This is a genomic window from Rhodanobacter sp. UC4448_H15 (genome assembly GCF_052978265.1).
In genome coordinates this window covers 1,816,002-1,831,373 of the sequence record NZ_CM129665.1, presented here as the reverse complement: position 1 = coordinate 1,831,373, position 15,372 = coordinate 1,816,002, and the positions used below count along the sequence as shown (strand labels likewise).

Genomic DNA, 15,372 nt, shown 5'->3' with positions numbered 1-15,372 from the left:
GGGCCGCCGTCCACGCTCGCCGCCAGGCGGGCATGCAGGCACGGTCGCAGCGAACGAGGATCAGCCGGCTGGCGGCCGCAGCGGTGGCGCGTGCACGACGCTGGGCGCGGACGCGAAGGGAGGGGAAACGTGCAGCGGTTCCGGCGCCACCGGCACCAGAGCAGCCAGGGTGGCCACCTGCAGCAAGCTGCCGCACGCCGCCGCGCAATGGGCCGACGTCATCGCGTCGCGCTGGCCGAGGCCGTGGTCGGCGCAGCAGCCGGACGCGACCGGCATGGCATCCGGACCATGATCGGCCGCGTGCGCGACGGACGATGCCGGCGCGCCCCGCAGCGCGTCGCCGGCCATCCCGCGCGGCATGCCATGCACCGGTGCCAGCGCGAGAATCAGCCACGCCAACCATGCCATCGCCCGGAGGGACGGCAAGCGTGCGGCATGGCGAAGCAGGTGATTCATCGGCACAGCATAGGGTCGATGCCGGCCAGTCTCAACTCTGGACATGGGTCCATCGGCCCATGTCCGGCGCCCGTAATGGTTCGTCGGTCACCCGACGAACTACTTGGTATAGCCCATGTGCAGCGTGATCTTGTCGCCGACTTTCAGGTTGGCCACCGAAGCCGGCGGGAAGTGCACGCGTAGCGACATGCCTCCCGCGTCCGCCTCGACGATGCCGGTCTTGGCATCCACCGACCTCACCGTGGCCGGCATCATGTGCATGCTGCCGTTCTTGTTGTGGCGCATCATCTTGTGATGCATGCCGCCCATATGGCCCATGCTGCTCGACGCCGGTGCCGGCGCCATGCCTCCGGTGTCCTGGGCGCTGACCGTGCCGAATGCCAGGCAAAGGCCGACAGCGGCCGTCGAAACCATGATTCTTGGCAGGAACTTCATGATGATTCTCCGCGCAGGTGGACGGCCGGAGCCGCGCGTCCGGCCGGTTGCAACGCTGCAACAAGCGGAGCCTGCACCGGCCCATGTGCAGGAAAGGTTACGTAGCGCCGGGGGAGCACGGCACCGGCCCTCTATACTGGGTGTCCCCATTCCCGTGACCGCCATGAACTACCGCCACGCCTACCACGCCGGCAATTTTGCCGACGTCCTGAAACACGTCGTGCTGCTGGCACTGATCGAGTCGCTGCAGGCCAAGCCCGCACCGTTTTGCTACATCGACACCCATGCCGGCAGCGGCAACTATCCGCTGGACGGTTTCGAGGCAGGCAAGACCGGCGAGTTCAAGGACGGCATCGCGCGCCTGCACCCGGCGGAGAAACTGCCGCCGCTGCTGCGTCGTTGGCGCGACGGCATCCTGGGCAGCGCCGACAACGCGCAAGGCCTGAAGCGCTACCCCGGCTCGCCGCTGCAGGTCGCCCGCCTGCTGCGCCCCGGCGACAGCGCCCAGTTGTGCGAACTGCATACCGAGGCGGCATGCAAGCTGCGCGACCTGTTCCGCGGCAACCCTCAGGTGCACGTGCACGAGCGCGACGGCTACGAGGCGCTGAAGGCGCTGGTGCCGCCGCAGGAGAAGCGCGGCCTGGTGCTGATCGACCCGCCTTACGAGGCGCAGGACGCCGAGTACAAGCTGATCGAGCAGGCCCTGAAGCCGGCGCTGCAGCGCTGGCCCACCGGCGTCTACGCGGTGTGGTATCCGATCAAGCTGCGCAGCCAGGTGCAGCCGTTCCTGCGCCGCCTGCAGCACAGCGGGGTGAAACGCGTCCTGCGCGCCGAGCTGCTGGTGCACCCGGACGATTCGCCGCTGCGCCTCAACGGCTCAGGCATGGTCATCCTCAACGCGCCGTGGAAACTGGACGATGCCCTGCGCGAACCGCTGCGCGTGCTGGCCGGCCTGCTGGCGCGCGAGCGTCCGGCCACGGTAAAACTCGACTGGCTGCTGGACGAGGCCGGCAGCCAGCTGAATACGCCCAGCCCCCTGCCCGCCTCGCGACTACCGCCCAGGCCGAACCGTCGCTAAGCTGGCCCCGTCTTTCGCGTCCGCCCAGGAGCCACGACCATGCGCCACCGCCCCGCCCCGCTGCTGATCCGGCTCGCCCTGCCCGCCGCCTTGCTCGTGCTGGCCGCCTGCGCACCCGCGCCGATCTACAAGACCACCGGCAACGCGGTGCTCGCCACCCCCGCGCAAGTGGCGCAGACGCCCGAGCAGTACAGCGGCAACGAAGTCATCTGGGGCGGGCGCATCGTGCACGTCAACAATTTCCAGGACCACAGCGAAATCGAGCTGCTGGCCTACCCGCTGGATTCCTCGCAGCGGCCGAAGGCGAATGACAGCGGAAACGGCCGCTTCATCGCCGTGCTGCGCGGCTACGTCGAACCGCTCGACTACCCCGCCGGCGCGCTGATGACCGTCGACGGCAAACTCAACGGCACCCGCGGCGGCCAGGTTGGCCAGGCTGACTACCTGTTCCCGCTGGTCGACGTGGCGCAGTCCCACGTCTGGACCGCCGAGGAAATGCAGAAGGGTCGCAGCAACGTGCACTTCGGGCTTGGCGTGGGCGTCGGCATCCGCTGAGTCGCTGTCCGGAGGCGGGCACCCCGCCTCACGGCCTCGCGGCGGAGGCAGCAGGCGTCCGCCGCCATCTCGCGGAGAGGCCCGGCTGGCGTCCATTACAATGGCCGCCCGTTTCCCGCCCGAGCCCGCGCATGTCCAGCCACGCCAACCCGATCAAGGCCATTTTCCTCGCGCTGGGCGCGAACTTCGCCATCTTCGTGGCCAAGCTCGTCGCCGCCGTGGTTACCGGCTCCGGCGCGATGATGGCCGAGGCGGTGCACTCGCTGGCCGACTGCGGCAACCAGGGTTTGCTTCTGCTCGGCATCCGCCAGGCCAAGCGTCCACCGTCCGACGAATTCCCGCTGGGCTGGGGTCGTGCGCTGTACTTCTGGTCGTTCCTCGTCGCCATCCTGTTGTTCAGCGTCGGCGGCATGTTCTCGATCTACGAGGGCGTGCACAAGCTCACGAATCCCGAACCGCTCAAGTGGCCGTGGCTGGCGATGGGCGTGCTGGTGTTCGGCATCGTGGTCGAAGGCATCTCGATGCGCGGCTGCATGCAGGAAGTGAACAAGGCCCGCGGTGACCAGGATCTGTGGACGTGGTTTCGCCAAACCCGCTCCAGCGAACTGCTGGTGATCTTCGGCGAAGACCTGGCCGCCCTCGTCGGCCTCTGCCTGGCCGCCCTCGCCATCGGCGCCACCATGCTCACCGGCAACCTGATGTTCGACGCCGCCGGCACCATCGCCATCGGCACCCTCCTGATCGTCGTCGCCGTGCTGGTGGCGATCGAAGTGAAGGCGCTGCTGATCGGCCAGGGCGTGGAACCGCGCCGCCGTGACGAGCTGATGGGCTTCCTGAGGAACCGCCCCGAAGTCGCCGAAGTACTCAACCTGATCACCCTGCAGATGGGCGCCGACGTGATGGTGGCGGTGAAGGCGCGCATGCAGCCCACCGCCAACCTCATCGAAGCCATCAACACCGTCGAGGCCGCGATGAAGGCCGAGTTCGGCGACGTGCGCTGGAGCTTCTTCGAGCCGGACAACGCGGATTGAATATCGGCGAGGGAAAGCCATGTGACAACGTGTTGTTCGTCGCAAGCGCCCGCGCCATCACCCCCCGGTGGCTGCTCCCGCCACCGGTGGTCGGACGCCAAGAAGTTTTCCGATAACGGTCTTGCGCACCAGAGCGTGATAGCTGAGCAGGCAAAGTGCGAACGTTGCCATGACGGAGATCGCAAACTTCGCCCCCCACCACACCTCCATGTCCATCAGTCGGTACTGAATGACGAACAGGACCGGGAGATGGATGATATAGACCCAATAAGACGAGTCGGAGAGGTAGCGCAACAGACAGTTGCCCCGATTCAGCAACGATCGGCCGGCGACGAGGCAAACGCAGGTCATCCAGACGCTGACGCAGGCTTCGACTGCCGCGATGGGCAGCGTCGCAGACGGCTCCGCGGCGGTGGGCACGTGCCGCTTGAGCAGATACCAGAACACACCGTACAGGCCCAGGCTTGCCAGCAGCAGCCACGATGCGAAACGGCGGAAGCGCTCGATCAGGGCCTCGTGGCCGAAAAGCAGATAGCCGAACGCGAAGAATGGTCCATAGAACCCGAAAGCCCAGAACTTGGGAAACAGGCTTTCTGGTGCGGGATGCGGAGCGGTCACCGAGGCGAGCGCCGGCACCAGCAACAGGGGTAACAACGCCAACTGCCACGCGGGGTTCAGGCCACGCACCAGGTTCCCGACCTCCCCCAGCTCCAGGCTTTTCGCCGCCCAGATCAGGACATAGAAGAACAACAGGTAGTAGAGGAACCATAGGTGGCCCGTGCCGGGCGGCAGTGCTGGTGGGTTCGCCATCAACGAGAACTGCTTGATCATCACCAGCACAGGTGACGGGTTCTGCACGCTCGCCGCCGCATGCAGCGTGCTGTAGCTCATCGCGGCGAGCACCAGCGGGCAAAAGATCACCAGCGGCAATGCGATGCGCCGCATGCGATTGAGGAACATGCCGCACATACCACGCTTGCGCAGGAGCATCGCCGCAAAGAAGCCCGCAACCAGAAAGAACAGCGGCATGCGAAACAGGTGCAGGAACCAGATGCACCAATCAAGGGCAGGCGATTGCGCGCGATCGGCCGTGGGAAAATACGGATGCAGGAGCGGGCTGTAAGCCAGCGCGGCGTGGAAAACCACCCCGGACAACATGGCCAGCGCGCGCAGGTTGTCCATGTAATGAAAGCGCATTGTGTCGTGCATGGCGAGACCTCCGAACAGGTCGGACGGATTCATCGGAATGGTGCATGGCCGCGCTTCGACTCCACCCGCTGCGCGGGCTACGCCTGTCCTGAGCTTGTCGAAGGGCTAAGCGTGAACGGGGATCAGTTCAGTAGAACGATTTCTTTCGGCAATGCACCCAGCCGGTCGCGATGAGGACCGCAACGCCGACCACCAGTTGGCCAAGCAGGATCGACACCACGACCGGGCCGAATACGATGGTGTCGGTCTTGACGTGGTCGCTGATCGCCGGGAGCTGCCCCAGAAGCATGATGAACGGATTGATCAGCACCATGCTGCTGATCATGGCGAAAATGTTCCACCCCTCGGATTCGACTGCCATGGCGACGCTCAACGACGCGGTGTACGCCAGCAGCACGTGTCCGAAGATCAACAACGACAAGACGACGAGCCCGTCCGGTAACGGTGTGAACAGGATCACCAGCATCGTTCCAGCGAGCATCACCAAGAACGGCACGAGAAACGTGACCAGGCTGCCGACCAGCTTGGCCAGGTAATAGTCCAGCGGCGTCACCGGCAGGCTCATCACGAACGCCAGCGTGTGCTCCTTGCGTTCGACCAGCAACGAGGTGGAGATCGAGAAGCACGAGGCAGAGACCAGCACGATGATCAGCAGCAGCGAGCCAAGATAGAAACTCCAGCCGGTGGCCATGCCGATCAGGCACAGCGCCACGATCCCGGCGAGCACGCAGGCCGCGAGTTGTTTCTGGAACAGGAGCCAGTCCTTCGCCACCAGGAGCTTGATCACCGGCAGGTTGAGTGACGAGAAATTCATGCCACACCTCCAGCGCGCACGGTGGTGACGAAAATATCTTCCAGGCTCATCGGCTCGGTGCTGCGAATTTCCACGCCCTTCGCCTGCAGGCGTTTCAGCAATCCGTCGCTGAACTGGCGCACCTTCAGTTCCAGGATCGAACCGTTCTGTCGCGCCGCGGCGATTTCGGGCCACGCGATCTTGTCCGGCAGCCACGCTCCCAGGCAGACGATCCGGCGCCAATCGTCGAGGAATGCTTCCTTCTCCCTGGACGCCAGCAGCGCGCCGTCGTGAACGAAGGTGATGGTGTCCGCCATCTGCTCGATGTCCTTGGTGTTGTGAGAGGAAAAGATCACACTGCGCGCTTCGTCGCGAAGAACATCGGCGAGCGCCTCCAGCACCTCGTCACGCGCCACCGGGTCGAGGCCCGTGGTCGGTTCATCGAGCAACAGCAGCCTCGGCCGGCGGGCGAAATTGAGCATCAGCAGCGCTTTAACGCGCTGCCCGTGCGAATACCCAGTCATCGTCTGTTCCGCGCGCAGGTCGAAGCGGCGAAGCAGCTCGGTGGCGTACGCCTCGTCCCAGCCCGGATAGATCGCACGCACGAAATCCATGTGCCAGCGCAAGGTCCGGGTCTTGAACAGGCGCATGTCTTCCGTCGCGAATCCCAAGTCCTTCTTCGCGGCAACTTGTTGCGCCGGCATGGCATGTCCAAGCACCTCGACCGCACCCGCATCGGCCAGTGCCAGCCCGCTGAGAATGCGTAGCAACGTGGTCTTGCCCGCGCCGTTTACTCCCACCAGCCCCATGACCTGCCCCTCGGGCATGCTGAGATCGATGTCCCGGAGCGCGAAGTTCTCGTAGCGTTTGGTCACTCCGGACAGGGAGAATGCAGTCGTCATGGTGTGGATCCTTCAGTGGAATCGGCGGACCAGTCGGCCTGCTCGTCAAGCAGTCGCCGGATATCTTCCGCGGATAGGCCAAGCCGTCGGGCGCTGGCCAACATGGCATCAAAGTGCTTGGTGAACTCGGCACGCAGCAAGGTTGTCGACAAATCCCGCGATTCGGCCACGAACGAACCCATGCCGTGTCGCGTCACGATCACCCCGGCCTGGCCCAGCTCCGCATAGGCGCGCTTGACCGTGATCACGCTGACCCGGCTGGCACTCGCCAACTCCCGGATCGATGGCAACGGCTGGCCCGCCGGCCAATCACCAGCCATCACCTTGGTGGTGATCTGGTTGACGATCTGCTGGTACATCGGCGTGCTGTCGCTGACCGACAGGAACAGTCCGGGGTCGATCTGTGCATACTTCATATACACAGTATACCCACCAAGTTCTGTGCCGTAAAGCCATCGGGACACTCGGCAGGAAAGCCTCCATCGGACAACCATCGGCAGAAGACATCCGGAGCGGATTTCCGCCTTTCATGGACATGTGGCACGGATGGCTCGGGCGGCTGCTCAAGCAACGAAATGCCGAGCATTACATCGGGCGGCAAAAGATCGACCGCATCGGGGAAGCGAAGACTTTTCGGCTAGGTGCGTAAAGACGAGGAGTTGCACACGCCACCCAAACTGACGACGGTCGCATACCGGTCACACGCTACAATTCTCTTTAGCACTTCTGCCCGGGATCCCTCTGCCTCATGCGCAACCCCCTGCAAGAACAACTGCTCAAGGCCGGTCTGGTCAACAAGGCCAAGGCGGCGCAGGTCGTGCGCGAGCAGGCGAAGAAGCACAAGGGCAAGGGACCGGCGGCACCGAGTGCCGAGCAGGTGGAGGTGGAGCGGTTGCAGGCGGAGAAGGCCGAGCGCGATCGTGCGCTGGCGGCGGAGCGCAATGCGCAGCTGCGGCAGAACGAAGCGCACGCGCAGGTGCGCCAGATTGTCGAGGCGCACAAGGTGAAGCGCGATGGCGAGATTGCCTATCGGTTCACCGATGGCGGCACGATCAGGGATGTGCTGGTGAACGAGGCGCTGCGTGCGCAGTTGGCCAGCGGCACGCTGGTGATCGTGCGGCATGATCAGGGTTATGAATTGCTGCCGCGTGTTGCGGCCGACAAGGTATACGAGCGTGATGCGACAGCGATCGTGCTTGATCACGCGCGTAGCGAAGCCGGTAGCGGCAATGGTGCGGACGACGACTATTACAAGCAGTTCCAGGTGCCGGACGATTTGATCTGGTAGGAGCCCGCTCGCGGGCGATGCAGTTGCTTTTGCGAATCCCGAATCCCGAATTCCCGAATCCCGGCTTTCAAGGCATCGCCCGCCAGCGGGCTCCTGCAGGGACGGGGGTGGCCTCGGAGAACGGTTACGGCGGGTTACGCCGCGGTTCCAGCAGATCCCAGCCGTTGCCGTACAGATCATCGAACACCGCCACCGTGCCGTAGGCCTCATGCCGCGGCTCCTCGCGAAAGTGCACGCCTTCGGCGCGCATGCGCTGCCAGTCGCGCTGGAAGTCGTCGGTGTGCAACAGCAGGAACACGCGGCCGCCGGTCTGGTTGCCGATGCGGGAAGTCTGTTCGTCACCCTTCGCCTTGGCCAGCAGCAAGCGGGTTTCGCCGGAACCGGGCGGCGCCAGCAGCACCCAGCGCTTGCCGCCACCCATGTCGGTGTCTTCGATCAGCTCGAAACCGAGCGCGCGGGTGTACCAGGCGATCGCCTCGTCGTAGTCGGCGACCAGCAGCGCAAGTGCGCCGAGATGCTGCTTCATGGCTTGCCTGCCTTGAGCACGGGCAGCGGGCCCAGTCCGGACTGCAGTTTCTTCGTGAGCCTGGCGCGGATCAGCGTATACGCGTCGAGGATGAGCGCCTGCAGCTCCGCCGTGGCGAAACGTCGTGGTTCGGTGACCGACACCCAGCGCATCCGCGCCAGGTACGGGGCCGGAATGATGCCGGGCAGGTCGGTGAGTTCGAGGAATCGCTCGTCCGCCACCTTGAACGCCAGGCGCCCGCCCTCGCGACCATCGGCATGGGTCATGGCGAACATCTTGTCGCCCACGCTGAACACCAGGTTGTCGCCCCACTTGATGTCGCGCGTTACGCCGGGCCAGCGGCTGCACAGCCGCTGCAATTGGGCCACGGTGATGCCGCGGGGTGGCTGGTTGGTCATGCAGGCTGCTCCGCCGGGGAATCCGCATCCATTGTGGGGTGTTGCGCAGGCGCTGTCTTTGTCCTGCGGCGCATCTTGTGGCGCAACATGAATGACCGGAAGTGACGCCAAAGCTCACCTCATCATCATGATCTGTCGGCGGTTGCCCGTTGCATAATCATGCTGCATTGCACACAATACGCAAAAGTATGGAGCGCCCATGATTCCCGCGATCGACTTCGTCTCCCCCACGCCGCATGCCTCGCTGCCACCGCGAAGCAGCCTGCGCTTTGCCCGCAAGGCCCTCGCGCCGGCGGCCGGCGAGAAGGTGCGTACGCAGGACGAACGGGAGCTCACCCTGCGGGCGATCGAACCGGGTGACGTGGCGGCGATGCAGCGCTGTTTCGCCCGCCTGTCGCCGGAGGAGATCCGTCGCCGCTTCCTGCACGCGATGTCCGAGCTGCCCACGCCGATGGCGCAGCAACTGTGCCGGATCGACCCGACGCGCGAAACCGCCTTCGTGCTGATGGACGAATCCCTCCACCCGGCCGAGATGCGCGGCGTGGGGCGCATCTACGTCGACGATACCACCGACACGGCCGAGTTCTCCGTGCTGGTGGAGCATGCCTGGAGCCGCATCGGCCTCGGCGCGCTGCTGATGCAGCGGCTGGTCGACGATTGCCGGCGCCGTGGCCTGTACGAACTGTGGGGCTACGTGCTGCAGGAAAACCGGCCGATGCTGCAACTGTGCAAGGAGCTCGGCTTCACCCAGCGCGCGATTCCCGACGAACCGGGCACCATGCTGATCACCTTGAAACTGTAGGACAACTCGTCACGGCGCCATGATCGGGAGCGGCGGGCGGTGCCCGCCCCGCACGGCCCGACTGGAGCGCCGCGTTACACTTGTCGGCTATGCCCAGCCCGATCAAGCATCCTCCCCTCCCCACCACACCCAGGCAGCGCCGCTACTGGTTGCCGCCGCACGGCTCGGCACGCGCCTTGCTGCTGGCCGAGGCGGCGCGCACGCATGACGGCCTGCTGGTGGTGGTGGCGCGCGACACCCAGCGCGCACAGGCGCTGGAAGCGGAGCTGGGCATCTTTGCCGATGATCTGCCGGTGCTGCAGTTCCCGGACTGGGAGACGTTGCCCTACGACGCGTTCAGTCCGCATCCGGAGATCGTCTCGCAACGCATCGCCACGCTGTATCGCCTGCCTGGCGTCAAGCGCGGCGTGCTGGTGGTGCCGGTGGCCACGCTGATGCAGCGGATCGCGCCGCGTACCCACATCACCGGCTCCGGCCTGGTGATGTCGAAGGGTCAGCAGCTCGACCTGGCCGCCGAGCAGCGCCGACTGGAAGCGTCCGGTTACCGCCACGTGCCGCAGGTGGCCGAGCCGGGCGACTTCGCGGTGCGCGGCGCGTTGCTGGACATCTTTCCGATGGGCACCGCCGAGCCGTACCGCATCGAGTTGTTCGACGACGAGGTCGACTCGATCCGCAGCTTCGATCCCGAGACGCAGCGCTCGCAGCAGCAGGTGGAACGCGTCGAGTTGTTGCCCGCCCGCGAGTTTCCGCTCACCGAGGAAGCGGCGAAGGAGTTCCGCTCCAATCTGCGCGAGCGCTTCCCGATCGACGTGCGCCGCTGCCCGCTGTACCAGGACATGAAGGAGGGCGTCACGCCCGGGGGCATCGAGTACTACCTGCCCTTGTTCTTCCGGCAGACCTCCACGCTGTTCGACTACCTCGCCGACGACGCGCTGTTCGTGCTCGGCGAAGGTGCCGGGGAAGCCGCCGACCAGTTCTGGGCACAGACACTGGAGCGCTACGACCAGCGCGCGCATGACATCGAGCGCCCGGTACTGCCGCCAGCCGAGCTGTACCTGCCGCCGGACAAGTTGCGCGAGCAGCTCAACAAGCGCCTGCGCGTGGACGTGGTCGAGCCCGGCCACGAGCACGCCATCGACACCGGCACCCAGCCGGCGCCGGAGCTGCCGCTGAATCGCAAGGGCGAGGAGCCGGCCACCTCGCTGCGGCATTTCCTCGCCGGCTACCCGGGCCGCGTGCTGATCGCGGCGGATTCGGCGGGACGGCGCGAGGCGCTGGTCGATACGCTGGCAAGCGCGGGGCTGAAACCCGAGCACGTCGATGACTGGTCGGCCTTTCTCGCTCGTCACCCCGGTGAAAGCCGGAATGACGAACAAAACCTCCCGCGCTTCGCCATCACCATCGCACCGCTTGAGCAGGGCTTTGCACTGACCAAACCGGTGTTGACCGTGCTCACCGAGCGCGAGCTTTACGGCGAGCGCGTGCGCAACGAGCGCGAGCGCAAACGCCGGCGTGGCACGGCGCGCGATCCCGACACGATCATCCGCGATCTCACCGAACTCACCGTCGGCGCGCCGATCGTGCACGTGGATCACGGCGTGGGCCGCTACCAGGGGCTGCTGTCGATGGACGTCGGCGGCATGGCCGGCGAGTTCCTCACCATCGAATACGCCAAGGGCGACAAATTGTACGTGCCGGTCTCGCAGCTCGGCCTGGTCAGCCGCTACTCCGGCACCGCGCCGGAGCTGGCGCCGCTGCACTCGCTGGGCGGCGACGCGTGGGAGCGCGCGCGCCGCAAGGCGGCGGAGAAGGTGCGCGACGTCGCCGCCGAGCTGCTGGCGATCTACGCGCAGCGACAGGCGCGCGGCGGCGAGTCGTTGCCGATCGACCGTCAGCTGGTGGAGGAATTCGGCTCCAGCTTCCCGTTCGAAGAAACTCCCGACCAGGAAAGCGCGATCGAGGCGGTGCTGGACGATCTCGCCGCGCCGCGCGCGATGGACCGGGTGATCTGCGGCGACGTCGGCTTCGGCAAGACCGAGGTCGCGCTGCGCGCCGCCTTCGCCACCGCCACCGCCGGCAAGCAGGTCGCCGTGCTGGTGCCGACCACCCTGCTCGCCCAGCAGCACTACCGCAACTTCGCCGACCGCTTCGCCGACTGGCCGGTGCGCGTGGACGTGCTGTCGCGCTTCAAGTCGACCAGGGAAGTGAACGAGGCGCTCAAGCGCCTCGCCGACGGCCAGATCGACGTGATCGTGGGTACGCACAAGCTGCTGCAGTCGGACGTCAAGTTCAAGAACCTGGGTTTGGTGATCGTCGACGAGGAGCAGCGTTTCGGCGTGCGCCAGAAGGAGCAGCTCAAGAAACTTCGCGCCGAAGTGGACCTGCTGACGATGACCGCCACGCCGATCCCGCGCACGCTGAACATGGCGATGGCCGGCCTGCGCGACCTGTCGCTGATCGCCACCCCGCCGGCGCACCGTAGCGCCGTGCGCACCTTCATCTCTGCGTGGGACCCGGCGACGATCCGCGAGGCGCTGCAGCGCGAGCTGTCGCGCGGCGGCCAGGTGTACTTCCTGCACAACGAGGTGCAGAGCATCGAGCGCACCGTGCGCGAGCTTGAGGAGCTGGTACCCGAGGCGCGCATCCGCATCGCCCACGGCCAGATGCCCGAGCGCGAGCTGGAAGGCGTGATGGCGGATTTCCACCGCCAGCGCTTCAACGTGCTGGTGTGCACCACCATCATCGAAACCGGCATCGACATCCCCACCGCCAACACCATCATCATCGACCGCGCCGACCACTTCGGCCTGGCCCAGCTGCACCAGCTGCGCGGCCGCGTCGGTCGCTCGCACCATCGCGCCTATGCCTATCTGGTGGTGCCCGACCGCAAGTCGATCACCGCCGATGCGCAGAAACGGCTGGAGGCCCTCGCCTCGCTGGAAGAACTCGGCGCCGGCTTCACCCTGGCCACGCACGACCTGGAGATCCGGGGCGCCGGCGAGCTGCTCGGCGACGAGCAGTCCGGCCAGATCCAGGAAATCGGTTTCGGCCTGTACACCGAACTGCTCGATCGCGCGGTACGCGCGCTGAAGTCGGGCAAGGTGCCGGACTTCGATCTCAGTTCCGAGCACGAGACCGAGGTCGAACTGCACCTGCCCGCGCTGATTCCCGACGATTACCTCGGCGACGTGCACACGCGCCTGACCCTGTACAAGCGCATCGCCAGCGCCCGCAGCGAGGATGACCTGCGCGACTTGCAGGTGGAGATGATCGACCGCTTCGGCCTGCTGCCCGAACCGACGAAGCAGTTGTTCGCCGTAGCCAGCCTGAAACTGATGGCCACGCCACTGGGCATTCGCAAACTCGACTTCGGCGCCAACGGCGGCCGCATCGTGTTCCGCGAGAAGCCGGAGGTCGATCCGCTGGCCATCATCAAGCTGATCCAGACCCAGCCGCGCGTCTACAAACTGGATGGCCAGGACAAGCTGAAGGTGATCCTGGACCTGCCCGGCGCCAGCGAACGCATCCGCAGCGCACAGGACGTGCTGGCGCTGCTGGGCGCGCGTCGCCCGCGCTGAGCGCGGCAAGCTCAGACTCCTCCGTCGGCAGGGAAGCCACGACCGGGCTGCCGGAATCACCTTGCCGGCCCCGGGTGTCGGGAGTGACCCAAAGCGTCCGCTTTGGTCCCTGCAGGCCGTTCTCCTGGACCATCAGAGCATCGCCCCGCCCTCCCCGCCGCCGCCGGCCGCCTCTCCCGGCAAGCCACGACATGGCATGACCCGTGCTTGACATCCTGGCTTTACATCGTGCAGCGTTGGAGGTTGGCCTTCTTTGCACCCCTGCAGGCCAGTATCCACGGACAAATCGACTCACGGGCCACAGAAAAGCCCTGCGCGCGTGCTCCCCCGCAAGTCGCGCAGAACAGGGAAAGCCGAGTGGAGAAGCCGGTCACATTTTCAGCACGCCACCGCCAACGCATCCGCGCATGGATGCTGGGGCTCGGCTTGCTGCTGCTCGGGATCGGCGCAGCCCATGCCGACGGCATGCCGCTGAATGGGGCCTGGCAGGAAGTTGTCGCCGGTGACACGCCACAGGGCGTGATGGACGCCTACCACGCCGGCCGCATGAAGAGTTTCGACCCGTCCATGCTGCAACGCTTTCCGCGCAACGAGCTGGGCAGCTGGGTGGTGATCGCGGCGCAGCCGCCGTGGAACAACGAGGATCGCGTGCTCACCGTGTACCCGGCGCCGATGGGTGCGATCAGCGTGTTCCACGGCGACCGGGTGCATCGATTGGCGATGAACGATTTCAGCGCCCACGGCCACGGCCACGGCCGGCTGGCATGGCGCGTGCCGGCGGACCTGTCCGCATCCACGCCGATCCTGCTGCGCGTGGAACCGACGCAAACCGTCAGCGCGCCGATCCGCTTTCGCATCCTGTCGTGGGACGAGTATCTGCAGCGCGACACCCAATGGCTGGTGTTCGCCAGCATCTGCTTCGCGGTGATGCTGGCGATGGTGATGATGGCGTTGTTCTTCTCGCTGATGCTGCGCGACATCACCTACGCCTGGTATGCCGGCTACATCGTCTGCTACGCCCTGATCCAGGGCATGCAGACCGGTTTCGTGTTCCATCCGCTGCGCTGGCAATGGCTGGTCGACTCCAGCACCATGGTCGGCGCAGTGGCGGTGGCCTTGTCGGTGACGTTCGCCTCGCTGTTTATGATGCGGTTCTGCGACCTGCGCCGCCATGCCCGGCTGCTGCAGGTGCCGGTGATCGCCGTGGCCGTGGGCATGATCCAGCTGGTGCTGATGCGCTGCAGCGGCATCCCGTTGCTGGTCTCGATGGCCCAGGCCCTGCTCAACCCGTTGCTGATGATCGGCGCGCTGCTGTTGCTGGTGGCCGGGGCAATCGCCGCGCTGCGCGGCTCGCGCCAGGCCTGGTTTTTCCTCGCCGGCTGGACGCCGTTGCTGCTGCTGACCGCGCTGACCAGCGCCCAGGTCAACGGCGCCCTGCCCCGCATCGACTGGCTCAACGATCTCAGCCTCGCCGGCGGCGCCTTCGAGGCGATGGTGCTGTCGCTGGGCCTGGCCGATCGCGCGCTGCAACTGCGCCAGGATCGCGACGTGGTGCAGGTGCTGGCCGACCACGACGCGCTCACCCGCCTGCTCAACCGCCGTGCCTGGACCGAGCGTGCCGAAGCGCTGCTGGCCAGCAGCCAGGCGCCTTCGATCGCCGTGCTGTTCCTCGACCTGGATCACTTCAAGCAGCTCAACGACCACCACGGCCACAACACCGGCGACCGCGCGCTGGTGGCGGTGGCCACCACGCTCAGCGCGGAACTGCGGCCGGGCGACCTGTTCGGCCGCTACGGCGGCGAGGAATTCGTGGCAATGCTCGACGGCATCGACGCGCAGGAGGCGATGCAGGTGGCCACCCGCCTTTGCCGCCGCGTGCACCGGCTGGAGATTCCGGTGCGCGACGAGCAGCAACTGCTCAGCGTCAGCATCGGCGTGGCCATGCGCCAGCGCGGCGACACGCTCGAATTGCTGATCGACCGCGCCGACCAGGCGATGTATCGCGCCAAGCTGCGCGGCCGCAATCGCGTGTGCATGGACGAATTCGCGAACCGCTCCGCGCACGCCGCCGGCGAAAAGCGCCTGCGCGTGGTGGAGACGCGGCGCGAGGATCGCTGAAGCGCGGTGCGCCAGCCAGCGAAGGTCCGAACAAGTCGTCACCCCGGCGGAGGCGTGCGGTTGTCCAGTCACGATCCTGGCCCACTCGCGGCCGACGGTCGCGGGAGCCCGCGCGCGGGCGATGCGTTGGCTCTTACAAATCCCGATCCCGGCCCCAACGGCATCGCCCGCGAGTGGGCTCCTGCGGGAGGCGATGGCTTCGA

General features: G+C 66.2%; 15 protein-coding genes. 7 read left to right on the top strand and 8 right to left on the bottom strand.

The features are described 5' to 3' along the window. Window positions 1–60: 60 nt before the first annotated feature. On the bottom strand, window positions 61–408 hold the full coding sequence (locus tag ACVCMI_RS08115; RefSeq protein WP_447099470.1) for a hypothetical protein: 348 nt from the start codon (window positions 406–408) through the stop codon (window positions 61–63). A 147-nt stretch (window positions 409–555) separates the two neighbouring features. Next, complete coding sequence (locus tag ACVCMI_RS08110) at window positions 556–891, bottom strand: hypothetical protein (protein WP_395117609.1); 336 nt, start codon at window positions 889–891, stop codon at window positions 556–558. A 163-nt stretch (window positions 892–1,054) separates the two neighbouring features. On the opposite strand from ACVCMI_RS08110, the gene ACVCMI_RS08105 reads away from it, so the two are divergent. From ACVCMI_RS08105 to ACVCMI_RS08095, 3 genes are all read left to right on the top strand, one after another. Continuing rightward, complete coding sequence (locus ACVCMI_RS08105) at window positions 1,055–1,969, top strand: 23S rRNA (adenine(2030)-N(6))-methyltransferase RlmJ (protein WP_395117607.1); 915 nt, start codon at window positions 1,055–1,057, stop codon at window positions 1,967–1,969. A 39-nt stretch (window positions 1,970–2,008) separates the two neighbouring features. Further along, complete coding sequence (locus ACVCMI_RS08100; RefSeq protein WP_447099203.1) at window positions 2,009–2,524, top strand: Slp family lipoprotein; 516 nt, start codon at window positions 2,009–2,011, stop codon at window positions 2,522–2,524. A 131-nt stretch (window positions 2,525–2,655) separates the two neighbouring features. Further along, a complete protein-coding gene (locus tag ACVCMI_RS08095) occupies window positions 2,656–3,555 on the top strand; it encodes a cation diffusion facilitator family transporter (RefSeq protein ID WP_447099204.1) in 900 nt (299 codons plus the stop codon). A gap of 57 nt (window positions 3,556–3,612) precedes the next feature. Here the strand turns inward: ACVCMI_RS08095 and ACVCMI_RS08090 are convergent, their stop codons facing one another. From ACVCMI_RS08090 to ACVCMI_RS08075, 4 genes are all read right to left on the bottom strand, one after another. Then, window positions 3,613–4,797 (bottom strand): acyltransferase family protein, encoded by a 1,185-nt coding sequence (locus ACVCMI_RS08090; RefSeq protein WP_447099205.1) that lies wholly within the window; start codon window positions 4,795–4,797, stop codon window positions 3,613–3,615. Between the two features lie 94 nt (window positions 4,798–4,891). Continuing rightward, complete coding sequence (locus tag ACVCMI_RS08085; RefSeq protein WP_447099206.1) at window positions 4,892–5,578, bottom strand: ABC-2 transporter permease; 687 nt, start codon at window positions 5,576–5,578, stop codon at window positions 4,892–4,894. Then, entirely contained in the window at window positions 5,575–6,459 is an 885-nt protein-coding gene (locus ACVCMI_RS08080) for an ATP-binding cassette domain-containing protein (RefSeq protein WP_447099207.1), read from the bottom strand. Before ACVCMI_RS08080 ends, ACVCMI_RS08085 begins: the two co-directional genes overlap by 4 nt. Continuing rightward, entirely contained in the window at window positions 6,456–6,875 is a 420-nt protein-coding gene (locus tag ACVCMI_RS08075; RefSeq protein ID WP_447099208.1) for a GntR family transcriptional regulator, read from the bottom strand. The genes ACVCMI_RS08080 and ACVCMI_RS08075 overlap by 4 nt, the downstream gene beginning before the upstream one ends. Before the next feature lie 332 nt (window positions 6,876–7,207). Between ACVCMI_RS08075 and ACVCMI_RS08070 the strand changes: the two genes are divergently transcribed. After that, on the top strand, window positions 7,208–7,747 hold the full coding sequence (locus ACVCMI_RS08070) for a DUF2058 domain-containing protein (RefSeq protein WP_447099209.1): 540 nt from the start codon (window positions 7,208–7,210) through the stop codon (window positions 7,745–7,747). Between the two features lie 124 nt (window positions 7,748–7,871). Here the strand turns inward: ACVCMI_RS08070 and ACVCMI_RS08065 are convergent, their stop codons facing one another. Both ACVCMI_RS08065 and ACVCMI_RS08060 read right to left on the bottom strand, forming a co-directional pair. Further along, window positions 7,872–8,273, bottom strand: a complete 402-nt coding sequence (locus tag ACVCMI_RS08065; protein WP_447099210.1) for a VOC family protein — start codon at window positions 8,271–8,273, stop codon at window positions 7,872–7,874. Beyond that, window positions 8,270–8,671 (bottom strand): MmcQ/YjbR family DNA-binding protein, encoded by a 402-nt coding sequence (locus tag ACVCMI_RS08060; RefSeq protein ID WP_447099211.1) that lies wholly within the window; start codon window positions 8,669–8,671, stop codon window positions 8,270–8,272. Before ACVCMI_RS08060 ends, ACVCMI_RS08065 begins: the two co-directional genes overlap by 4 nt. 199 nt (window positions 8,672–8,870) lie before the next feature. On the opposite strand from ACVCMI_RS08060, the gene ACVCMI_RS08055 reads away from it, so the two are divergent. The 3 genes from ACVCMI_RS08055 to ACVCMI_RS08045 all read left to right on the top strand — a co-directional run bounded on the left by ACVCMI_RS08055 (window position 8,871) and on the right by ACVCMI_RS08045 (window position 15,169). Next, window positions 8,871–9,473: a GNAT family N-acetyltransferase gene (locus ACVCMI_RS08055; protein ID WP_395117581.1), complete on the top strand. Its 603-nt coding sequence runs from the start codon at window positions 8,871–8,873 to the stop codon at window positions 9,471–9,473. Between the two features lie 89 nt (window positions 9,474–9,562). Next, window positions 9,563–13,051, top strand: coding sequence for a transcription-repair coupling factor (mfd, locus tag ACVCMI_RS08050; RefSeq protein WP_447099471.1), 3,489 nt, complete (start codon window positions 9,563–9,565; stop codon window positions 13,049–13,051). A gap of 357 nt (window positions 13,052–13,408) precedes the next feature. Continuing rightward, complete coding sequence (locus ACVCMI_RS08045) at window positions 13,409–15,169, top strand: diguanylate cyclase (RefSeq protein ID WP_447099212.1); 1,761 nt, start codon at window positions 13,409–13,411, stop codon at window positions 15,167–15,169. The last annotated feature ends 203 nt before the right edge of the window (window positions 15,170–15,372 follow it).